Genomic DNA, 21,070 nt, shown 5'->3' on the forward strand with positions numbered 1-21,070 from the left:
GAGGCTACCGATCGGGGAGGGTGCGGGCGCGCCGGACGGCGGAATCGGTGGCCAGCTCGGCCCGCATGCCCGGGTTGGCCAGGTAGAAGCCCAGCAGGTAGTAGACGAGCGTGGGGTCCACGGACAGGAACTTGCCGGGCACGGCGATCATCGGCACCAGCCCCTTGCCGTCCTTGCGCCGCACCTCCGGCAGCCGGTCCTGCCGCCATAGCTGGGTGAACTGGCGCCGCTGCCAGGGGGCGTACTCGTCGGCGACCACCACGATGATCGGGCAACCCACGTAGCGCGGCGTCACGCCGAGCACCGTCGACCACGGCAGGAAGGACTCGAACGTCCAGCCCCGCTGGTGCAGGCCTTCCGGCGAGAGCCGAAGGTAGCCTCGCCGGAACCGGCCGGTGGCCATCAGCGCGGGCAGCGAGCCGAACACCAGCGCCAGCACACCGAACACGTACGCCCCACCGGGGGTTCCACCGGCCACCGAGTCGATGACGGCCAGTACGAGCAGCAGCGTCAGCCCGCCCGTGATCAGCCCGTAGCCTGCGTAGACTCGAGCCGAGTACGGGATCTCCAGCGCACCGTCATCGCCGCGGTGGTGCGTGATCGGCTGGGTCGAGGTGCGCCTGCGCAGCCTCGTCTCGTACCCCATCCACACCACCAGCGCACCGATGACGGCGACGGCGAGGCAGTACCTGCCCGCGCCGAACCGGCCGGCCCCGATGCTGTGCACGGCCACGGCCAGCGGCGCGAGCACCAGCACGACGCCGAGGAGCGCGATAGCCGCGATCACCCGCCTGCCTGCCGAGCGGCGCCATTCCGCAGGCGGCGGCAAGGTCTCAGCGGATGGCATACCCGGCGTCCCCCACGCTCACCTGCGTCATCGTAGATCACAGCGCGGGGAGCGTTGCCCGCGATCGGAACCGGGCCGCGCGTCAGCCGAGCGCGCCGGAGCGGGCGCGCCGCACCGCGGACTCCGAGCCCAGCTCCACCCGCGCCGACGGGTTGGTCAGGTAGAAGCCCAGCAGGTAGTAGACGAGCGTGGGATCGACGGAAAGGAACTTCCCCGGGATGTCGAGCATCGGCACCAGGCCGTTGCCGTCCTGGCGCTTGACCTTCGGCAGCCGGTCCTGCCGCCACAGCCGGGTGATCTGACGCCGTTGCCACGGGGCATCGTCCTCGGCCACGACGACGATCACCGGGCAGTCCGCGTACTTCGGGAGCACGGCGACGATCGAGGACCAGCGCAGGAACGACTCGAAGGTCCAGCCCCGCTGGTAGGCGCCCTCCGGGGTGAGCCGAAGGTAGCCTCGCCGGAACCGGCCGGTGGCCATCAGCGCGGGCAGCGAGCCGAACAGCATGGCTACTCCACCGTAGACGTACCCGCCGCCGACGCGGCCAGGATCGTCACTGGCGAACGAGTCCACGGCGGCCATCACGAACACCAGTGCCACCGCGGTCATCACCAGCAAGTAACCGGTATATATCCGCGTCGAGTAAGGAATCTCCAGCGCCGCCGTATCGGGTCCGCCTGGTCGATGCACGAGCGGGCCGGTCGAGGTGTGCCGGCGCAGCCTCGTCTCATATCCCACCCAGAGGACCAGCGCGCAGACGACGGCGAAAGCGAGCGCGTACCGGCCCATTCCGGGCTGGCCCTGCGCGAAGCCGTAGATCGAGATGGCCAGCGGCGCGAGGACGAGCACGATGGCGATGAAGGCGAACGAGACGACGACCCGCACCGGGGTGGAACGCGACCACTCCGGTGGTGGCCGCAGGTCGGCAGGCGGCACCGCGGTCAGCCGGTGGGGTCCTCGGCGAGGACCCAGTACTCGGTGAAGCCCTCCGGGCCGGAACGCAGCAGGTCGTGACCGCGGAACTCGCAGGCCGCGCCCTGGTGGACGCCGCGGGCCAGCCAGCGGGCCGCGGTCAGGTCACCCTGGGTGATCGGGCCGACCTCCACCTCGAACCGCAGCTCATCGAACATCTCCCGACCCTGCCGGATCACGGCGGCCAGCTCCTCCGGCCCGTGCACCAGCCCCGGGCGCCCCGGCCAGGTGCCGACGAACCCCGGCGACACCACCCCGCGCGCGACGCTCTCCAGCCGGTCCGGTTCACCGTTCCACAACTCGTGCAGCCAACGGTCGTAGCTCACTGCTGCCACAGCCAGAACTCCACTCCCTGGTTGTCCACGCAGTCCGCGGTGCGCCCGTAGGGCTGCTGCCCGACCTCGCGCACCCGACCGCCCTGGGCACCGACCCGCTCGACGGCGGCGTCCAGGTCGTCCACGGCGTACATCATCTTCCAGCCGGGGTAGGGCTGCCCGCCCCACAGCCCGGCGTCCGGCAGCCCGGAGCCCTCGATCCGCCAGGCCCGGTCCACGAACCCGGCGCCGAACTGCCAGCCCAGCACCGCGCCGTAGAACGCCTTGGCCGCCTCGTCGTCCGGCACGGTGAAGGTGAAGTACCCGGCGTTGCCGTGCCGTGGCTCCGCCACTCCGGCCGAGGACCGCCGCGGTGCCTGCACCACCAGCCAGCGCTGGTGGAAGGGGTCCACGATCGTGCCCTTGCGGCCATGCTCGTCGCTGGTCACCTCGTGCTGCACGGTGGCGCCCAGTTCGACGGCCCGCGCCACGGCGGTGTCCGCGTCCGGCACCTCCACCCGGATCGCCGCGCCCCCGCCGGAGCCCTCGACGTGCCCGATCTCCGGGAACTCCTCGGCCAGCATCAGCACCGAGTCCCCGATGGCCAGTTCGGCGTGCCCGATCCGCCCGTCGTCCAGCACGATCGGTTCGGCCCGCCGGGTGGCGCCGAAGGCCCGCTCGTAGAAGTCCAGCGCCCGCCGGGCGTCGGACACGGCCAGGTAGGTGCCGAGCGAGTGGTAGTCGGCCCTGGCAGGGGTCTCGGTGGTGGTCATGTCTCCTCCATCGGCGACGGTGTCCAGGATCGCGCGGCGCAGCGAGAGGCGCAGCGCGTCGGCGAACCGGGGGTCCGGATCGGCCGGCTGGTACGGGTCACGGAGGGCGTCCAGCGGGTCAGACGGTTCGGTCATCGCGGCCCTCCTTCCCCTGGTAGACGGCACGGAACGCGGCGCGGGCCCGGACCAGCAGCGCCTCGGTGGCGTGCACGGTGCGGCCGAGGTGTTCGGCGACCTCGGGTACGCCGAGGCCGTCCAGGTAGCGCAGGGTGAGCGCGGCCCGGTGGTGCGCGCCCAGCTCGGCGAGGGCCTGCCGGGCCAGCAGGGCGTCCAGCTCGGCCTCCCACGGGTCGGCGGACTCCGGTTCGGACTCGTGCACCAGCCGCAACCCGCGTTCCTCGCGCTCGCGGCGGCGCCAGTGGTCGGCCAGCTTGTGCCGGGCCACCCCGATCAGCCACGGGACGCTGACCGGGGTCGCCCCCGGTTTCCGCGCCGCGTGCACCGCGCCGAGGAAGGTCTCCGAGGTCAGCTCCTCGGCCAGCGTGCGGTTCCCGCAACGGGACAGCAGGTAGCCGTAGACCTCCGGCAGCGCCGCGTCGTAGAGGTCGAGCAGCGCGAAAGCCGGGTCCGGTCGCACCCGAGGTTCCGTCACACCCTCATCGTCGTCCGGGGGCCGGCTTCTCCGACGGGTGATCCCCGGATTTTCTCGCCGGCCAGGTCATCCGGATGGTCACCAGGTGCATCCGGTCGGATTCCAGCAGCCGGTACACGCTCACCACCCAGGTCCCGCGGCGCGGCCGGACCCGCCGGAAGTAGTCCTCGGCGCAGGCACCGGTGTAGCGGGCGAGCCAGGCCTCCCGCCGGTCCTTGTGGTGCTCGAGGCAGAAGCCCATGTCGTCCACGCGCTCGGTGTAGACGTGCTCGCGGTAGCCACGGGCGCGCTCGTGCCGGTACTCGATCTCGTGCGGATATCCCGGGTCGGGCATGTGCGGATGGTTCGAGTCGAGACCGGCTGTCGAGATCTCGACTGTCGCCGCTCCGACTTACGATTCGTGATCACGCGGTACCGAGGGGTGATAGTCGATGGGCGTGCCGAGGAAACCGAACCACGCGCGGCGGCAACTCGGCCGCACCCTGCGCAAGTTGCGGGAGCGGGCCCGGATGAGCCAGGACGAGGTCGCGAAGGAGATGCACTTCTCCAAGGCGAAGGTGAGCAGGCTGGAGCTGGGGCAGTTGCCGAACCGCTTCGAGCTGATGGCCCTGCTGGACCTCTACGGCGTGATCGTCTCGGACTACGCCCCGTACCTGGGGATGCTGGCCCGGGCCCAGGAACGCGGCTGGTGGCACACCTACGGGCTGGACGACAAGGGCTACGTCCCGCTGGAGGACGAGGCCTGCCTGGTGCGCGAGTACCAGCTCGGCTACATCCCCGGGCTGTTGCAGACCGAGGCGTACATGCGGGCGGGCTTCGAGGGTTCGCTCGAGCCGGAGCGGGCGAACAACGACGTGGCGGTCCGACTGCGCAGGCAACGGCGGCTGACCGAGGAACCGACGCTGCGGCTGCACGCGATCCTGGACGAGACCGTGCTGCGCAGGCCGGTGCTGGACCCCGCAGGGCAACGCGCGCAGCTCGAACATCTCATCGCGGCGACCGCGCTGCCCACGGTGACCGTGCAGGTGATCCCGCTGGCGGTCGGCGCGCATCGCGGCCGGTCTGGCACGTTCGTCATCCTGAGCTACCCGGACCCCAAGGACCCGGACATCGCTTACCTGGAGCACGGGTTCGGGTCCTGGCAAACGGAGAAGGAGTCGCAGGTCCGCGCTGCTAGGCTGGCCTTCGAGCACCTCGCCGACCTGGCGCTGGACCAGGCGGACTCGATCGCGCTGATCCGGCGGGTGATCGCCGAGACCTGAGCCGGGAGGGCACCGTGGAGTGGCGCACGAGCAGCTACAGCGATGGCGACCACAACAGCGCCTGCGTCGAGGTGGCGTTCCACGGCTACGGCGTGGCGGTGCGGGACTCGAAGTCGCCGGAGACCGGCACGCTGAGGTTCCCGGCGGCGGCCTGGCGGGCGTTCCTGGCCGCCGGTCAGCGCGGCAGCCGGTAGGCGCGGCGCAGCGCGAACTCGAACAGGCGTTGCGGCAGCAGGGTCTTCAACCGCGGCACCCAGCCGGCCGCGCGCCCGGCGCCGTACCGCCCGCGCGGTGAGCCGCTCTCCGCGACCCGCCGGATCAGCTCCGCGGCCTTACGCGGGTCCTCGCCGCGGCGCAGCGCCCGGTGCGGAACGCGCCCGGTTCGACCAGGGAGACCGCGATGCCCAGGTGCCACACCTCCTGGCGCAGCGCCTCGGTATAGCGGGCCAGCGCGGCCTTGCTCGCCGCGTAGAAACCCTCGCCCGGCTCGCCGACCCACGCCGCCAGCGAGCCGACGTTGATGATCCGGCCAGCCCGGCCCGCGCGCATCCCGGGCAGCACGGCATTGGTGACCCGTACCGTGCCGAGGAAGTTGGCCTCGAACACCTCCCGCGCCTCGGCGGGGGTGACCTCCTCGGCGAACCCCTCGCACATGATCCCGGCGTTGTTCACCAGCACGTCGATCCGGCCGACCCGCTCGACGCACCGCCGCACGGAATCGTCGGACCGGATGTCCAACTCCAGCATCTCCACCCCACCCCCGGCCGGGCGCGGGCGGCGGGACGTGCCGAAGACCCGGGCGCCGTGCTCGGCGAAGGCCAGGGCGGTGGCCAGGCCGATGCCCGAGGACGCCCCGGTGACCAGCACGGTTGTCGGCATGGTGACTCCTGTCGCCGCGGTCAGCCGCCTCGGGGCGCGTACATGATGACGGCCATCCCGGCCAGGCAGATCAGCGCGCCGATGATGTCGAAGCGGTCGGGGCGGTAGCCGTCGGCGACCATCCCCCAGGCGATCGACCCTGCGACGAATATGCCCCCGTAGGCGGCGAGGATGCGGCCGAAGTGGGCGTCCGGCTGGAAGGTGGCGACCACCCCGTACAGGCCCAGCGCGATCATCCCGGCGCCGATCCAGATCCAGCCCCGGTGCTCGCGGATGCCCTGCCAGACCAGCCAGGCGCCGCCGATCTCCAGCACGGCGGCGAGCAGGAACAGGGCAACGGAGCGGAGCACGAGCACAGTGCTCGCACTCTAACGCCGCGCCACCCCGCGCGGCAGCATGTCCACCATCCCGGGTGATCCCGGCGGGAGCTGATGCTGTGCGGGCCGCGGCGGATCGAGCGGGAGCCCGCGACACTGGGCGCCGGCAGGCACCTGCTGGGCCATCGCGCACGCCGCCCCCTGATCAGTAACCTGACCGGTATGCCCCGGCTGTTCTCCCCCGCGGTACCCGAGGGAACCCTGCGCGGCACGGCGCAGCCGACGATCCCGGCGGGCGAGCTGGCCCTGCGACCGTGGCGGGCGGCCGACGCTCCCGAGGTGCGCGCGGCTTTCGACAACCCGGAGATCCGGCACTGGCACCGGCGGCGGTTCGACTCCGTCGCGGAGGCGGGGGAGTGGATCGCGGGGTGGTCGGCGCAGTGGGCTGCCGAGACGGCGGCGAGCTGGGCGATCACCGGCGGCGCGCTGGCGGGTCAGGTCGGCCTGCGGAACATCGACCTGGCGAGCGGCTGCGCGAGCCTGTCCTACTGGGTGCTTCCCGCCGCGCGGGGCCGGAAGGTCGCCACCCGCGCGGTGCGGGCGCTCGCCGAATGGTGTTTCGGGGAGTTGGGTCTGCGGCGGCTGGAGATCCCGCATTCCGCCGCCAACGAGGCGTCCTGCCGGGTGGCGGGCGGCCTCGGTTACCCACTGGAGGGGATCATGGAGGGCGCCCTGCCGCACGAGGACGGCTGGCACGATATGCACCTGCACGCCCGGGTCACGGTGCCCGCCTCGACATAGCGTGCCGCTCTGGCCAGGCCCGCCGCGGGCGTGTCAGGAGGCGGGCGGCAGCGCGAGCCAGTCCTGCCAGGTGATGTCGCGGCCCAGATAACGCGGCCGCTGGAACGGCCAGTCGGCGGCGATCCAGCGCGGCACCAGCGCGTCGAGCGCACGCTCCGCCTCGCCGCCGACGAGGTCGTCCACCACCCACCAGGAGACCTCGCCGTCGGAGCCGGTGCGCTCGGGCGGGTCGATGTAGACGCAGCCGAGGACGGCCGTCTCCTCCTCGTCCAGCAGCGCGTAGTTGAACGACTGGTGCGCCGCTATCTCCTTCTCGTGCCGCCGCAGGTCGATGCGGTCCTCTTCATAGGTCATCGTCGCCTTGGGCCAGGCCCAGTCCGGACCGAAGATCTCCCACAGGCGCTCGCGGGAGCCCATCACGGCGGGGTAGTCGAGCGCGGTGTCCGCCTCCCGGATCGGCCGCAGGTGCAGCGCGGTGCCGGGCACCGGCACGTGGACGGGGTGGACGAAGTCGTCAGGCAGCCAGCTCATCGGGGCCGAGGCTACAACCGGCCGCCCGGATCGCCCACCGAGAACGGCGCGGGCGACCGGGTCTGGACAGCGGACCGGTCGACGGGCGGCGGTGTCGCCTCCCCTCGCTCGAACGGGTTACGTTCGACACTGTGACGAGCACGCATCAGCACACCTGCACGCTGTGCGAGGCGACCTGCGGCATCACCGTCACGGTGGATGGCGACCGGGTCACCGACATCCGGGGGGACGAGCACGATCCCCTCTCCCGCGGCTACATCTGCCCCAAGGCCACCGCGCTCGCCGATGTGCACCACGACCCGGACCGGCTGCGCCGCCCGCTGGTCAAGCAGGGCGACGGCTGGCGGGAGGCCGGCTGGGACGAGGCCTTCGACCTGGTGGCGCGGCGGCTCAACGCGATCAGGCGGGCGCACGGCAAGGACGCCGTGGCGACGGTGGTGGGCAACGCCGGCGCGCACAACCTCGGCATCCTGCTGTACGGCATCCCGTTCCTGCGCGCGCTGGGTAGCCGCAACACCTACTCCAGCCACTCGCTGGACGGCCTGCCGCACCTGTTCGCAGCCAAGCACCTGTTCGGCCACCAGCTCCTGATCCCGGTGCCCGACCTGGACCGCACCGACCTGCTCATCTGCCTCGGTGCCAACCCCGCGGTGTCCAACGGCAGCTTCCTGACCGCGCCGAACATCAAGGCCCGGCTGAAGGGGATCAGGCAGCGCGGCGGCCGGGTGGTGCTGATCGACCCCCGGCGGACCGAGAGTGCCGCGCACGCCAGCGAGCACCTGTTCATCCGGCCCGGCACCGACGCGGTCCTGCTGCTGGCCATGGTGCGGGTGCTGTTCGCGGAGGGCCTGGTGCGGCCGGGCAGGCTGGCGTCCAGGCTGGACGGCATGGCCGAGCTGCGCGCGGCCGCGAACGACTACCCACCGGAGGTCGCCGCCGAGGCCACCGGCATCCCCGCCGAGCGGATCCGCGAACTCGCCCGCGAGCTGGCCCGGACCCCGCGGGCGGCGGTCTACGGCCGGGTCGGCGTGACCACCCAGGAGTTCGGCGGGCTGGCCGCCTGGCTGCTGGTGGTGCTGAACGTGCTGACCGGGCATCTGGACGAGCCCGGCGGGTCGATGTTCGGCACCCCCGCGGCGGACATCATCGGCCTCGCCAAACCCGGCAGCTTCGGCACCTTCCGCAGCCGGGTGCGCGGGCTGCCCGAGTTCGGCGGGGAACTCCCGATGGCCGCGCTGGCCGAGGAGATCGACACCCCCGGCGAGGGGCGGGTGCGGGCGCTGCTGACCGTCGGGGGCAACCCGGTGCTGTCCGCGCCGAACGGTGCCCGGCTGGACGCCGCGTTGCCGGGGCTGGACTTCATGGTCGCGATCGACTTCTACCTGAACGAGACCAGCAGGCACGCCGACGTCATCCTGCCGCCCACCGCGCAGCTCGAGCGCTCGCACTACGAGCTGGCGCTGGCCGCGATGTCCGTGCGCAACGTGGCCAGGTACGTCCCGCCGGTCTTCCGGCGTGGCCACGACCAGCGGCACGACTGGGAAATCTGCCTCGAGCTGGCCAGCCGCATCCTCGGCGGGGGCAGGCTGCTGCGGCTGCTCGGCAGGGGCGGCCCGGAGGCCATGCTGGCGCCGGCGCTGCGCGCGGGACCCTACGGCCTGCGCAAGGGCAGGCGCGGGATCTCGCTCGGCATGCTGCGCAGGCGGCCGCACGGGGTGGACCTCGGGCCGCTGCGCCGGATGCTGCCGGGGCGCCTTGCCGGCAAGGGCACCCGGATCGACCTCGCCCCGCACCCCTACCTGGCGGACCTGCCGCGGCTGCGGGAGGGGCTGGCGGCCCCGCGGGGCGAGGACGAGCTGATCCTGATCGGCAGGCGTCAGCTACGCAGCAACAACTCCTGGATGCACAACAGCCCCCGACTGGTGAAAGGCAAGCCGCGCTGCACCCTGCTGGTGCACCCGGAGGACGCCCGCGGCCGGGGCCTTGCCGAGGGGGACCTGGCCACGCTGTCCTCCACGGTCGGCGAGATCACGGTGCCGGTCGAGCTGACCGACTCGATCATGCCCGGCGTGGTGAGCCTGCCGCACGGCTGGGGGCACGGCAGGAAGGGCACCCGGCTGCGGGTGGCCGCCGAGCACGCCGGGGTCAGCATGAACGACATCACCGACGACACGCGCGTGGACCGGCTGACCGGCACCGCCGCGTTCTCCGGGCTCCGGGTGCGGCTGCGGGCCGGCACCGGAGGCTAGCTGTACGGGGCGGTCAGCACCTCCATGGCGTGCCCGGCGGGGTCGTCGAAGTACACCCCGCGCCCACCGTGCTGGTGGTTGATCTCGCCTATGCCGCTGCGGTCCGGGTGGGCGTAGAAGGTCGCCCCGCTGGCCTTGATCCGCGCGAAGATCTCGTCGAACTCGGCCTCCTCCACCAGGAAGGCACAGTGCTGCCAGTGGACGTCGTCGGAGTCCATGAAGTCCAGGGTGACCTCGTTGCCGACCACGAGGGGCAGGAACGGCCCGTACTGCGGGCTGACCTCGAGGCCCAGGATGCCGGCGAGGAACTCCGCCGAGGTCTTCTTGTCGTGTGCCGGAACGATGATGTGATCCAGTCGTACTGCCATGGTTCGCTCCCTTCTCGGTTACCTTGTCACCCGCGCGGCGGGGTGAGCGCCCCCGCCGCGGTGGCCAGCCGCCCGCGGGGATCACCTCGTAGTCGACGTAGCCGGTGGGCAGGATGATCGATCCCCAGTGGCACATCGTGTTGTCGAGCGCGATCAGCGTGCTCTCCCGGCCGCCGTGCCGCTCGTGGGTGCTGGTGAACCCGGTGGCCGGCTTGTTCGCCAGCTCGCCCGCCTGCCACGGCCCGGCCGTGCTCGGCCACCCGGCGCAGGCGCACCGCGGCGCCCGCCTCGGCTTACCACCCATTGCCGGGTGGATAGGCTCGACGGTATGCGGTTCGGGCCGCTGGGGCCACTCGTGGTGCACCGGGATGACGGGACACCCGTCCCGGTGCCCGGCGCGAAGGTCCGCGCGCTGCTGGCCGACCTGCTGATCGACGCCGGCCGGTCGGCGTCGGCAAGCCGGTGGACGACCTGTGGCCGGAGGAACCACCGGCCAGACCGGAAAGCGCCCTGCGGTCCAAGGTTTCCCAGCCACGCCGGGTGCCGGACGCGGCCGAGCCCGGCGCGCGGGAGGCGCTCGGCGCGGAAGGGTTCGCCCGGCCGTTCGCCGAGGGACGCGCCGTAACGCACGCGTCGTAATGGAAGAGTCGCCTGGCGACGGATACGCGCGGCGGCGTTCGAGGGGTAGCTTTTCAGGGGTGTTCCCTGGCAGACGGCAGGTCGGCGACGTGCTCCGCACGCTCGTGCTCGCGGGCTTCGTGCTCGGCGCCACGACCATGGCCGCCCGGCAGCAGCCGGAGGCGCGAGCGCTGGACCCGGTCGGGTACGGCTGGCTGGTCGCCGCCGCGCTGCCGCTGCTGGCCTGCCGCCGGTACCCGATGCTGGCGTTCGCGGTCAGCTCGGTGCTCGCGCTGACCTACTACTGGTCCGGTTACCCCGGAGGGCCGGTGATCGTGCTGCCGGGGGCCGCGCTGTTCGTGCTGACCAGGGTGCGCGGCCCGGCCACGGCCAGCGTCGCGGGCGGAGCCCTGCTGGCCGCGCTGTACCTGGTGCACGGGACGAGCGACGGGGACTGGCTGCCGCCGCTGCCCGCGGCCGGGTTGGTCGCCGGGGTCGCCGCGGTGATCGGGATCGGCACCGCGCTGCGACACCGCAAGGCCGCCCAGCGGGCCACCAGGGAGCAGCAGGCCGAGCACGCCCAGCGGCTCGCCGAGCAGGATCGGCTACGGGTCGCCCGCGAGGTGCACGATGTGGTCGCGCACAGCCTCGCGATGATCAACGTGCAGGCCGGGGTGGCCGCGCATGTCGCCGATCGCAGGCCGGAGGAGGCCCGCAAGGCGTTGCAGCACATCAAGGAGGCGAGCGCGGAGGCACTGACCGACCTGCGCGCGACGCTGGAGGTACTGCGCGGCGGCGACCGCAAGGAGGGCGTGGCCGAGGCATCGGCCAGCCTGCGGCACATCGCCGAGCTGATCGACCACGCGCAGGCCGTGGGGATCGACGTCTATGTGCGCGGGGAGCCGGGGGACCTGCCGCCGGACGTGGACGGCGCGGCCTACCGCATCCTGCAGGAGTCGCTGACCAACGTGATCCGGCACGCCAACCAGCCCAGCTCGGTGACCGTCCAGTTCGGACGCCGGGACGGGGCGCTCGAGATGGTGGTGCGGGACGACGGGATGGGCGCCACCGCACCGCGACTGGGCAACGGGCTGCGGGGCATGCGGGAGCGGTCCGAGGCGCTGGGCGGGCGGTTCACCGCGAGCGCGACCGTGGAGGGCGGCTTCGAGGTCCGCGCGACGCTTCCGGTTCCGGCCGCACCATCCTGAGCCTGTCCCTGAACTGGACCCGACTACTCGACGCGCGTGGAAGAGCGATCGTGTCGCGCGTTGGGGAACAAGCACCGAATCCGGTGCCAATCCGGCCGGGATTCGGTGAGAATGAGGTGATGCGTCTTCTCCCGAGACGGCTGGGGCATCTGTGACAACGAGTGAGATGGTGGCGCGGCGCCCGCGCACGCGAGTACTGCTGCTGTACAGCCTGGCGAACCGGCTGCCGAACGGGGTCGGCCACGGCCCGCACACCCGTTCGCTGCACACCCTGTTCGCCTTCGGCCGGTTCACCGCGCACCTCGAGGCCGCCGGCTCCGTCCTGCCGCGGGTGCTCGACGAGTGGGAACTCGACGGCTCGGCGCTGGAGCTGCCCCCGGAACCGCCGCGGGCGGACGCGGTGACCGTGATCGTGGTGGTCAGCCCGCGCGGGGATCCCACCCTGCTGCTGGACCTCGGGCTGCCGGAGGCCGCCGACGCCGAGACGGTGACCGAGCTGCTCGCGGCCACCTGCTTTCGCCGCGGCGAGCTGACCCTGCGGCAGCGACCGATCCTGGAGTGGGTCGCCGGGCGGATCGGCTACGCGGGCGAGCTGGAGTTCGGTCGCGACCTGCATCAACTGGTGTTCCCCGGTGGGCGCCTGCTGGACCGGATCCGCACCGAGCAACTCGCCGTCCGGGACGGGGTCTCGCCCACGCTGGCCCAGGTGATCTACCGGGGCGCGGGCCTCGCCGACGCCGGCATCCGGCGGCCGGCCGGGCTGAACGACCACGTCCGGTCGGTGGTGGCGCACGGCAGGGGTGTCTCGGTGGCCGCGGCGTGGGAGCCGAGGGCCGCCCCGTGGAACGCGGAACTGGAGAACGCCTTCGCGGTGGTCGCGATGACCCAGGTCTCGGCACTGGGCGTGGTGCAGCGGACCCGCCGCAACGCCTTCCGTGCCCTCACGGACAACGAGCACGCGCTGCCCACCTCCACTGCCGAGGCGCGGACGTTGATCTCGGACCTTTCCACCGAGCTGAACGAGATGCAGCTGGACCTGAGCTTCGGGGTCGAGGCCTACCTGGACAGCCTGCTGATCCCGGAGTCGGCGCTGGAGCACTACCAGACCTCGCTGCGGGGGGCGATCGGGCTCACCGATGGCCTGGCGAACACCTCGCGGATGCTGGACCGGTTGCAGTCGGTGATCCAGGCCCGGCTCTCCGGCCTGGAGGCGACCGTGCAGGAGCGGGTGGAGCAGCGCAGCAGGGCGCTGTCCTGGGTGGTCGCGGTCGGCACCCTGATCGCCCTGCCGCCCGCGCTGCTGCTGGCGTTCTTCGGGCTGAACGGCACCGAGGTGGACGAGACCCGGTCGATGTTCGACCTCGGCCGCTACTGGCCCGCCTACCTCGCCGCCTGGCTGCCGTTCCTGCTGCTGGTGCTGGTCGGGTTGGTACTGCGGCGAAAGGCGGACCGGGCGTGAGCGCGCTGATCTCCGCACACCGGGGCGGTGGCGAGGACGCGCCGCCCGCGACCCTGGACGCCTACAAGAAGTCGCTGGAGACCGGCGCCGAGTACGTGGAGTTCGACGTGCGCCGCACCAGGGACGGCGAGCTGGTGATCTTCCACGACGAGCGGGCGGGCCGCGGCGGGCCCCGGGTGGACTCGATCGGCTACCGGGAGCTGTGCGAGCGCGCCGGTTACCACGTACCCGAGCTGGGTGAGGTGCTGGAACTGATCGCCGGGGAGGTAGCCGGTCACCTGGACCTGAAGGAGACCGGCTACGAGTGGGAGGTGCTGGGCCTCGCGGTGGAGGTACTCGGTGCCGACGGGTTCGTGGTCACCTCGCTCGAGGACGTCTCCATCGCCCGGATCAAGCGCACCCACCCTGGCGTGCGGGCCGCGCTGTCGCTGGGCAGGGAGCTCGGCAGCCATGGCTGGCACCGCCAGGTCGAGCTGCGGCACGGGGAGCTGTTCCCGTTGCGCCGGATCCGTGCCTGCGGGGCAGACTGGGTCGCGGTGCAGCATCTGCTCGCCCGGCTCACCGTGCTCGGGCTGTGTGCCCGGCACGGGATCGGGGCCATGGTCTGGACGGTGAACGACGACCGGCGGATCGGCAGGCTGCTCACCGACCCGCGGGTGGACGTGCTGGTGACCGACCGGCCGCGACGCGCGGTCGAGCTACGGGAGAAGGCGGCATGATCTCGGTTGTCCTTGCCGACGACCAGGCGCTGGTGCGTGCCGGTTTCCGGGTGCTGCTGGAGACCGAGGAGGGCTTCCGGGTGTGCGGCGAGGCCGCGGACGGGGCCGAGGCGGTCGCGCTGGCCCGGCGGCACCGGCCGGACATCGTGGTGATGGACGTGCGGATGCCCGGCACCGACGGGATCGAGGCGACCAGGATGATCACCGGCGACCCCGAGCTGTCCGGGGTCAAGGTGCTGGTGCTGACCACCTTCGATGTGGACGAGTACGTCTACGAGGCGCTGCGCGCCGGGGCCGGTGGGTTCCTGCTGAAGGACACCGACCCGGTGGAGCTGCTGCGCGCCCTGCGGGTGGTGGCCGCGGGGGAGGCGCTGCTGGCGCCGACGGTCACTCGCAGGCTGATCGCCGAGTTCGTGGACCGCCCGGAGAACCGCCGGGTGCACGCAGGCGCGGTGCGGGAGATCACCGAACGGGAGCGGGAGGTGCTCGCACTGGTCGCCGGTGGGCTGTCCAACGAGGAGATCGCGGGCCAGCTGGTGATCTCCACGGCCACCGCCCGCACCCACGTCAGCCGGATCATGACCAAGGTCGGGGCGCGGGACCGGGCGCAGCTCGTGGTGCTCGCCTACGAGTCCCGACTGGTCCGGCCCCGCGACCCCTGACCTCACCCGACGACCGCGGGCTCGCCGCACTCGTCGTCCTCGTCCGTGCTTTCATTCGCGCTCTCGTCAGCGCTCTCGTCAACGCGGTCGTCCCGCGGTGCCGGTGCCGCGCCGCTCCCGCGCAGCAGCAGCGCCACGGTGCCGGTGACCGCGGCCAGCAGCGCCGCCAGCACGATCGTGGTCAGCGTCATGCCGTGCAGGAAGGCGTCCCTGGTCACCGCGAGCAGCCGCGCCCCGAGTCCGGCGGGCAACTCCGCCGCGGCGGCCACCGCGCCGCCGAGGGTGTCCCGCGCGGCGTCGGCCGCCCCGGCCGGGGTGCCCGCGGGCAGGGTGTCCCCGGTCAGCCGGCCCCGGTAGACGGCCGCCCCGATGCTGCCCGCGATCGCGACGCCGAGTGCGATGCCCAACTCGTTGCCGGTCTCCGCGGTCCCGCTCGCGGTGCCGGCCCGCTCGGCGGGGGCGCTGCCGATGATCAGGTCGTAGGTGAGCACCATCGTCGGGTTGAGGCTGAGGTTGAGCAGGATGAACCCGGCCATCGCCAGCCCGACCCCGGAGGAACCCGCCCCGGCGATGATCCCGAGCCCGCCCACGGCCAGCAGCATGCCGGTGACGATCAGCCGCGGCGGGCTGATCCGCTGGGCCAGCGAGGGAACCAGCAGGCTGGCGATCACCCCGGCGACCATCGCCGGGATGGTCCACAGTCCCGCGGCGAGCGGGGAGAACCCGAGCACCAGTTGCAGGTACTGCATGAGGAAGAACTGCATGGCGGCCAGCACGAACAGCGAGGTGGTCTGCGCCCCGATGGAGGCGTTGAACGAGCGGTTGCCGAACAGGGCCAGGTCCAGCAGCGGGTTGGTCAGCCGCCGCTGCCGCCGCAGGAACACCCAGCCGAGCAGGGCCCCGGCCGCGAGGGACAGCGGCGCGGTCGCCGAAAGGCCGCCCTTGGCGAGCTCCTTCACCCCGTAGACAACCGGCAGGATGGATGCCATCGCCAGCACGACGCTGGCCAGGTCCACCCGGCCCGCGGACGCGGTGCGGAACTCGGGCAGGACCACCGGACCCAGCCCGATCAGCAGCAGCATCACCGGCACCGCGGGCAGGAAGACCGAGCCCCACCAGAACGTCTCCAGCAGGCCACCGCTGACCAGCGGCCCGATCGCCCCGCCCAGCATGAAGCTGGTCGACCACACCGCGATCGCGCGCCGGCGCTGCACGGGGTCGGCGAACATGTTGCTGATCAGTGCCAGGGTGGAGGGCAGCAGGGTGGCCCCGGTGACGCCGAGCAGGGCGCGGCCGGCGATCAGCAGCTCGGCACTGCTTGCGAAGGCGGTCAGCACCGAGGCGGCGCCGAACGCGGCCCCGCCGATCAGCAGCAGCTTGCGCCTGCCGATCCGGTCGCCGAGCGTGCCCATCACCACCAGCAGCCCGGCGATCAGGAAGCCGTAGATGTCCACGATCCACAGCATCTGCGTGCTGGTCGGTTGCAGGTCCGCGCTGAGCTTCGGCACGGCGAGGTGCAGCGCGGTGAAGTCCATGGCGATGACCAGCGCGGGCAGGGTCAGCACGACCAGCCCCACCCACTCGCGTAGCCCCGCTCTCTGTGCGGTCTCGGACATTGGTTCCACCCTCCGGTCGAAGATCCCGTTTCCAGCATGAGGCTAGGAGTTCAAGCTAAGTTGAGGTCAATGAGCGAGTCCGGGGACGGCGGCGCCGGGGTAGGGTGAGACGGCTTCGAACAGGGGGAGGCTCCGTCGTGAAGTTCCGGCTTCTGGGGCCGTTGCAGGTACATGACGGTACCGGGTGGACCGGGATCGGAGCGGCCAAGCCGCGGCTGCTGCTGGCCACCCTGCTCGTGCACGCGCCCCAGGTGCTGACCGTCGACCGGATCGGGTGCGAACTCTGGGGCGATCACCGGCCCAAGACGGCCGCCACCCAGGTGCACGGCTACATCCTGCGACTGCGCCGCCTGCTCGGCGACCGCGAGGGCCGCGTGCTCGGCACCGTGGCCCCCGGCTACCGGCTCCTGCTCGGGGAGGAGGACACCGACCTGCGGGTCTTCGCGACCCAGGTCGAAGACGGCCACCGGGCATTGCGGGAGGGCGATCCCGAACGCGCCGCCGACCGGCTCGCCGGCGCGCTCGCGCTCTGGCGCGGGCCTGCCTTCGCCGACGTGCCCGCCTCGGCGACGATCAGTGCCGCGGCGGGCAGGCTGGCGGAGCAGCGACTCGACGCGATCGACGCCAGGGTGGACGCCGACCTCGAGTGTGGCCGGCACGCGACGCTCATCGGCGAGCTGGCCCGCCTTGTCGAGGAGCACCCGCTGCGGGAACGGTCCTGGCGGCGGCTGATGCTCGCCCAGTTCAGCGCCGGCCGGACGGCGGAGGCCCTGCGGACCTACCAGCGGGCGCGCGAGCTGCTCGTCGAGGAGTTGGGCATCGAGCCGGGGGCGGAGCTGCGCGAGCTGCACCAGCGGATACTGGAGGGCGATCCGGCGCGGGCCGGGTCGGGGCAGCCCGCCGTCGTGGTTCCGCGGATCTGCCAGCTACCCGCCGATGTTCCCGACTTCACCGGCCGCCGCGAGGAGCTCGACGAGCTCGCCGCCTTGCTGACCGGCCGCTCACCCGAGGAGCCACCGGTGGTGGCGGTGGTCTCCGGCGGGCCCGGCATCGGCAAGTCCACCCTTGCGCTGCACGCCGCGCGCCGCGCCGCGGGGAACTTCCCGGACGGTCAGCTCTACCTCGACCTGGAAGGGACCTCGCCGCAGCCGCGTGCCCCCGCGGTCGTGCTCGCCGAGGTGCTGCACGCACTCGGGGTCACCGGCGCGGCGGTGCCGGAAGGCCTCGGCGCCAGGGCCGCGCTCTACCGGTCGTTGCTCACCGGCCGGCGGATGCTGCTGGTCCTTGACGACGCCGCGGGCACCGAGCAGGTCCGCTGGTTGCAGCCCCCGACCGGGACCTGCGCCGCCATCGTGACCAGCCGCGGGGTGCTCACCGGCCTCCCCGGCGCCCGGCACACCGAGCTGGACGTGCTCGACGAGCCCGACGCGCACGCGTTGTTCACCCGCATCGTCGGCGCGGACCGGGTGCGGCGCGAGCCCGCGGACGCGGCCGCCATCCTGCGTGCGTGCGGGCACCTGCCGCTGGCCATCCGGATCGCCGCGGGCAAGCTGCTCGGCCGCCCCGCGTGGTCCCTGCGGGTGCTCGGGGAACGGTTGGACGACGAGTCCCGCAGGCTCTCCGAGCTGCGCCTCGGCGACCTCGGCGTGCGGGCGAGCTTCGATCTCAGCGTGCACAACCTCGCGCCGGACGCCGGGCACGCGCTGCGACTGCTCGGCCTGCTCGGGCCGCAGACGGTGCCCGGTTGGGTGATCGGCCCGCTGCTCGACCGCGAGCATGCCGAGGACGAGCTCGACGAGCTGGTCGACGCCAACCTCGTCCGGATCGTCACCACCGACGGCAACGGGGAGGCCCGTTACCGGCTGCACGACCTCCTGCGCGCCTACGCCGTCGAGGGGGCGGAGTCGATCCCGCGGGCGGAACGCCGCGCCGCGGTGGGCCGGTTGCTCGCCACCTGGCTCGACCTCGCCAGCCGGGCGGCCGACGCCCTGCCGCCCAGCCTGTTCCGGCCGCCGCGTGGCTCGGCGCCACGGCGAAGGGCGCCCGCCGATGTGTGGGGCCGGGCGGTGGCCGATCCGGTGAGCTGGTTCGAGGCCGAACGGGCCGGCCTGCTCGGTGCGGTGCGGCTGGCCGCCGAGTGGGGACCGGCCGAGTCCGCGTGGGAGCTGGCGGCGGTCGCGGTGTCGTACTACGACCACCACAGCAGGCACGAGGACTGGCAGCGCGGGCACGAGGCCGCGCTCGACGCGGTGCGCCGGGACGGCAACCGGCTCGGTGAGGCGGTGCTGCTGCGCGGTATCGCCCAGGTGCACATCTACCGGGATCGGATGCCGGAGGCCACCGCGACCATGGAGCGGTCGGTGGAGTTGTTCCGGCAGGTCGGCGACAAGCTCGGCGAGGGGCTGGCCACCGCGGGGCTCGGCACGATCCACCGCGTGCTCTGCCAGCCGGGACCCGCCCTCGAGCAGGCCGAACGTGCGCTGGAACTGGTGGCCGCGGCCGGGGACCGGCACACCGAGGCGCAGCTGATGAGCGCGATCGGCACGATGCGGCTGGCCCAGGATGAGCCGGAGAAGGCCCGGTCGTGGTTCGCGGAGGCACTCAGCCTGTGCCGCACCCTGGGTGACCGGCACCGGGAGGCGGTGGTCCTGCGCGAGATGAGCGAGTCGCAGGAACCGGACACGGCACTCGGGCAGCTACGCGCGGCGTTGCGGATCTTCCGCGACCTCGGGGACGACCGGTGCGTCGCCTACACGCTGGTGAAGTCGGGCGAGGTGCACGCACGGCGCGCGGATCGGGCGCACGCGGTGCCCGATCTGGAGCGCGCGGCCGAGATCTTCCGCCGGAACGGGTCCCGCCTCGACGAAGCACGGTGCTGGGAGCTACTCGGCTCCGTCGAGGCGGACCGCGGGAACACCCCCGAAGCCCGGCGGTACCTGGACCGGGCGCGAACGCTGCGGCGGTCCGTCGCGACCTCGGCGGGGTCGGGCGCCTGAGCGGTCAGGACAGGACCCACTTCCAGGACGCGTTGTCGTTGTAGGTCACCGACAGGTTGCGGCAGGCCTTCGGCGGGATGTCGTCGTGCGGGCCCTTGTACCCGGAGTTGTAGTAGATCCGGGCGGTGTAGCGGCCCATCCGGTTACAGGCGGAAGCGGCGTTGTTCTTCACCGACTGCCCCCTGCCCGCGCCCGGCCCCTTGAACACGTAGGGCGCGAAGTTGCTCACCTTCCGGTCGAAGTCCGAGACCGAGCCACCCAGGGTGCTGTTGTAGTACAGGCAGAACTCCAGGTTCTCGCACTTGCCGTTCCGGGCGGTGGATGTGGTGTCCGCGGCCGCCACGCCGGTGAAGGCCGTGGCCGCCAGCGCCGCGGCGGCGAAGGAGGCGAGCAGAGCGGTCTTGCGCATGAGATCCCCCGTTTCGATGGTCGTGCTTGCCACCGGCAAGCGTGCGCCGCCCGGCTACATCCCGGCTAACCCGCGCCTAACTCCCGCCCCGCCGGCCGCGGCGAGTGGGGGATCAGCGGTGCCGCAGGTCCAGGACCAGCCGCACCACGAAGACGACCGCGAGCGCGGCGACGATGGCGATTTCCAGCAGCATGCCGCCTCCTCTCCCCGGCGATGCTGCTCCCGGTCTCCCCCGCGCGGTGGGAGGGCGGTCGGCGACACGGCCGATCTCACCCGTCCGAGGGCCCGATGATCACCCGGTTGACAGAAACCCCTGCTCATGCTCTCGTGTAACCATACCGGTCTGTTTACTTTTGGGAGGCGAGACATGCGTGCGGTACTGCTCACCGGGTTCGGCGGGCCGGAGCGGCTGGTGTACCGGGAGGATGTGCCGGACCCGTCGGCCGGCGCGGGGGAGGTCCGCGTACGGGTCGGCGCCGCTGGCATGAACAACACCGACATCTGGACCAGGCAGGGCGCATACGGCTCCGCGGAGGACCCGTCCTCGATCACCGGCTGGCGCCGCGAACCGCCGCGCTTTCCCCGGATCCAGGGCGCCGATGTGGCCGGCCGGATCGACCAGGTCGGTCAGGGGGTCCCCGGTGCGCGGATCGGCGAGCGGGTGCTGATCGACCCGATGCTCTACCAGGGTGGCGAGCGGGATCTGGTGACCACCGACTACCTCGGCAGCGAGCGCGACGGTGGGTTCGCCGAGCTGGTCACGGTGCCGGCCGAGCTGGCCCATCCGGTGCACAGTCCGCTCTCCGACGCCGAGCTGGCCACCTTCCCGACCGCGTACACCACCGCGCTGCGGATGCTGGGAAGGGCCGGCCTTGCCGAGGGGGAGACCGTGCTGGTCACCGGGGCCTCCGGCGGCGTGGGCTCGGCGCTGGTCCAGCTCGCCACGGCACGGGGCGCCCGGGTGGTGGCGGTGGCCGGTGCGGGCAAGCACGAGCCGGTGCGCGAGCTGGGCGCCGAGGCGGTGGTGGACCGGGCGGCGCCCGACCTGCCCGCCGCGCTGGCGGAGGCACTGGAAGGGCGGCAGGTCGAGGTGGTCGCCGACGTGGTGGCCGGGCCGTCCTTCCCCGCGCTGCTGGGGGTACTCGCCCCGCTCGGCCGCTACGTGGTCGCCGGCGGGATCGCCGGCCCGCTGGTCCAGGCCGACCTGCGTACCGTCTACCTGCGGCAGCTCCAGCTCATCGGCTCCTCCTTCGGCACCCACGCCGACTTCGCCGGGCTGCTGGCTTATCTGGAGGCCGGCGAGCTGCGCCCGCTGCTCGCCGGGAGCTTCCCGCTGCGCGAGCTGGCCGCGGCGCAGGAGGAGTTCGAGCGGAAGAACTTCTTCGGCAAGCTGGTCGTGTTGCCCGGCGAGGGCTGA

At 72.7% G+C, this 21,070-nt stretch carries 23 protein-coding genes; 11 read left to right on the forward strand and 12 right to left on the reverse strand.

The window, feature by feature from the left end:
- Positions 1 to 4: 4 nt before the first annotated feature.
- The 6 genes from FB471_RS18780 to FB471_RS18805 form a co-directional block, all read right to left on the reverse strand.
- Entirely contained in the window at positions 5 to 847 is an 843-nt protein-coding gene (locus FB471_RS18780; RefSeq protein ID WP_141999749.1) for a hypothetical protein, read from the reverse strand.
- Positions 848 to 929: 82 nt separating this feature from the next.
- On the reverse strand, positions 930 to 1,784 hold the full coding sequence (locus tag FB471_RS18785) for a hypothetical protein (RefSeq protein ID WP_141999750.1): 855 nt from the start codon (positions 1,782 to 1,784) through the stop codon (positions 930 to 932).
- A 5-nt stretch (positions 1,785 to 1,789) separates the two neighbouring features.
- Positions 1,790 to 2,155 (reverse strand): nuclear transport factor 2 family protein, encoded by a 366-nt coding sequence (locus tag FB471_RS18790; RefSeq protein WP_246076471.1) that lies wholly within the window; start codon positions 2,153 to 2,155, stop codon positions 1,790 to 1,792.
- The gene (locus FB471_RS18795; RefSeq protein WP_141999751.1) at positions 2,143 to 3,042 is read right to left on the reverse strand and encodes a VOC family protein; all 900 of its coding nucleotides are present in this window, start codon (positions 3,040 to 3,042) and stop codon (positions 2,143 to 2,145) included. Before FB471_RS18795 ends, FB471_RS18790 begins: the two co-directional genes overlap by 13 nt.
- The gene (locus tag FB471_RS18800; RefSeq protein WP_141999752.1) at positions 3,026 to 3,559 is read right to left on the reverse strand and encodes an RNA polymerase sigma factor; all 534 of its coding nucleotides are present in this window, start codon (positions 3,557 to 3,559) and stop codon (positions 3,026 to 3,028) included. The genes FB471_RS18795 and FB471_RS18800 overlap by 17 nt, the downstream gene beginning before the upstream one ends.
- A gap of 4 nt (positions 3,560 to 3,563) precedes the next feature.
- Positions 3,564 to 3,893 (reverse strand): hypothetical protein, encoded by a 330-nt coding sequence (locus tag FB471_RS18805; RefSeq protein ID WP_141999753.1) that lies wholly within the window; start codon positions 3,891 to 3,893, stop codon positions 3,564 to 3,566.
- 97 nt (positions 3,894 to 3,990) lie between these two features.
- On the opposite strand from FB471_RS18805, the gene FB471_RS18810 reads away from it, so the two are divergent.
- On the forward strand, positions 3,991 to 4,821 hold the full coding sequence (locus FB471_RS18810; RefSeq protein ID WP_141999754.1) for a helix-turn-helix domain-containing protein: 831 nt from the start codon (positions 3,991 to 3,993) through the stop codon (positions 4,819 to 4,821).
- Positions 4,822 to 4,835: 14 nt separating this feature from the next.
- Positions 4,836 to 5,015, forward strand: coding sequence for a DUF397 domain-containing protein (locus tag FB471_RS18815; protein ID WP_141999755.1), 180 nt, complete (start codon positions 4,836 to 4,838; stop codon positions 5,013 to 5,015).
- Positions 5,016 to 5,139: 124 nt separating this feature from the next.
- Here the strand turns inward: FB471_RS18815 and FB471_RS18820 are convergent, their stop codons facing one another.
- Both FB471_RS18820 and FB471_RS18825 read right to left on the reverse strand, forming a co-directional pair.
- Positions 5,140 to 5,700: an SDR family oxidoreductase gene (locus FB471_RS18820; RefSeq protein WP_170220855.1), complete on the reverse strand. Its 561-nt coding sequence runs from the start codon at positions 5,698 to 5,700 to the stop codon at positions 5,140 to 5,142.
- 20 nt (positions 5,701 to 5,720) lie between these two features.
- Entirely contained in the window at positions 5,721 to 6,056 is a 336-nt protein-coding gene (locus tag FB471_RS18825; protein ID WP_141999756.1) for a YnfA family protein, read from the reverse strand.
- Between the two features lie 75 nt (positions 6,057 to 6,131).
- Between FB471_RS18825 and FB471_RS18830 the strand changes: the two genes are divergently transcribed.
- On the forward strand, positions 6,132 to 6,818 hold the full coding sequence (locus FB471_RS18830; protein WP_246076472.1) for a GNAT family N-acetyltransferase: 687 nt from the start codon (positions 6,132 to 6,134) through the stop codon (positions 6,816 to 6,818).
- A gap of 33 nt (positions 6,819 to 6,851) precedes the next feature.
- Here the strand turns inward: FB471_RS18830 and FB471_RS18835 are convergent, their stop codons facing one another.
- Positions 6,852 to 7,349, reverse strand: coding sequence for a GNAT family N-acetyltransferase (locus tag FB471_RS18835; protein ID WP_141999757.1), 498 nt, complete (start codon positions 7,347 to 7,349; stop codon positions 6,852 to 6,854).
- 131 nt (positions 7,350 to 7,480) lie between these two features.
- Between FB471_RS18835 and FB471_RS18840 the strand changes: the two genes are divergently transcribed.
- A complete protein-coding gene (locus tag FB471_RS18840) occupies positions 7,481 to 9,598 on the forward strand; it encodes a molybdopterin oxidoreductase family protein (RefSeq protein WP_141999758.1) in 2,118 nt (705 codons plus the stop codon).
- Here FB471_RS18840 and FB471_RS18845 read toward each other — a convergent pair.
- The gene (locus tag FB471_RS18845) at positions 9,595 to 9,966 is read right to left on the reverse strand and encodes a VOC family protein (RefSeq protein WP_141999759.1); all 372 of its coding nucleotides are present in this window, start codon (positions 9,964 to 9,966) and stop codon (positions 9,595 to 9,597) included. The two genes, FB471_RS18840 and FB471_RS18845, sit on opposite strands and share 4 nt — an antisense overlap.
- 462 nt (positions 9,967 to 10,428) lie before the next feature.
- Between FB471_RS18845 and FB471_RS34175 the strand changes: the two genes are divergently transcribed.
- The 5 genes from FB471_RS34175 (at position 10,429) to FB471_RS18865 (ending at position 14,632) form a co-directional block, all read left to right on the forward strand.
- Positions 10,429 to 10,605: a hypothetical protein gene (locus FB471_RS34175; protein WP_170220856.1), complete on the forward strand. Its 177-nt coding sequence runs from the start codon at positions 10,429 to 10,431 to the stop codon at positions 10,603 to 10,605.
- Between the two features lie 137 nt (positions 10,606 to 10,742).
- Positions 10,743 to 11,792 (forward strand): sensor histidine kinase, encoded by a 1,050-nt coding sequence (locus FB471_RS18850; protein ID WP_246076731.1) that lies wholly within the window; start codon positions 10,743 to 10,745, stop codon positions 11,790 to 11,792.
- Between the two features lie 151 nt (positions 11,793 to 11,943).
- Entirely contained in the window at positions 11,944 to 13,251 is a 1,308-nt protein-coding gene (locus FB471_RS18855) for a hypothetical protein (protein WP_141999761.1), read from the forward strand.
- Positions 13,248 to 13,970 (forward strand): glycerophosphodiester phosphodiesterase family protein, encoded by a 723-nt coding sequence (locus FB471_RS18860; protein ID WP_141999762.1) that lies wholly within the window; start codon positions 13,248 to 13,250, stop codon positions 13,968 to 13,970. The genes FB471_RS18855 and FB471_RS18860 overlap by 4 nt, the downstream gene beginning before the upstream one ends.
- Positions 13,967 to 14,632: a response regulator gene (locus FB471_RS18865; protein WP_141999763.1), complete on the forward strand. Its 666-nt coding sequence runs from the start codon at positions 13,967 to 13,969 to the stop codon at positions 14,630 to 14,632. The genes FB471_RS18860 and FB471_RS18865 overlap by 4 nt, the downstream gene beginning before the upstream one ends.
- A 2-nt stretch (positions 14,633 to 14,634) precedes the next feature.
- On the opposite strand, the gene FB471_RS18870 is transcribed toward FB471_RS18865, so the two are convergent.
- Positions 14,635 to 16,248 (reverse strand): MFS transporter, encoded by a 1,614-nt coding sequence (locus FB471_RS18870; RefSeq protein ID WP_141999764.1) that lies wholly within the window; start codon positions 16,246 to 16,248, stop codon positions 14,635 to 14,637.
- A 137-nt stretch (positions 16,249 to 16,385) separates the two neighbouring features.
- On the opposite strand from FB471_RS18870, the gene FB471_RS18875 reads away from it, so the two are divergent.
- A complete protein-coding gene (locus FB471_RS18875) occupies positions 16,386 to 19,244 on the forward strand; it encodes an AfsR/SARP family transcriptional regulator (RefSeq protein ID WP_170220858.1) in 2,859 nt (952 codons plus the stop codon).
- A 4-nt stretch (positions 19,245 to 19,248) separates the two neighbouring features.
- On the opposite strand, the gene FB471_RS18880 is transcribed toward FB471_RS18875, so the two are convergent.
- Positions 19,249 to 19,653: a peptidase inhibitor family I36 protein gene (locus FB471_RS18880; protein WP_141999766.1), complete on the reverse strand. Its 405-nt coding sequence runs from the start codon at positions 19,651 to 19,653 to the stop codon at positions 19,249 to 19,251.
- Between the two features lie 367 nt (positions 19,654 to 20,020).
- Between FB471_RS18880 and FB471_RS18885 the strand changes: the two genes are divergently transcribed.
- Positions 20,021 to 21,070, forward strand: coding sequence for an alcohol dehydrogenase family protein (locus tag FB471_RS18885; RefSeq protein ID WP_141999767.1), 1,050 nt, complete (start codon positions 20,021 to 20,023; stop codon positions 21,068 to 21,070).

It is taken from the genome of Amycolatopsis cihanbeyliensis (assembly GCF_006715045.1).
GTDB lineage: Bacteria > Actinomycetota > Actinomycetes > Mycobacteriales > Pseudonocardiaceae > Amycolatopsis > Amycolatopsis cihanbeyliensis.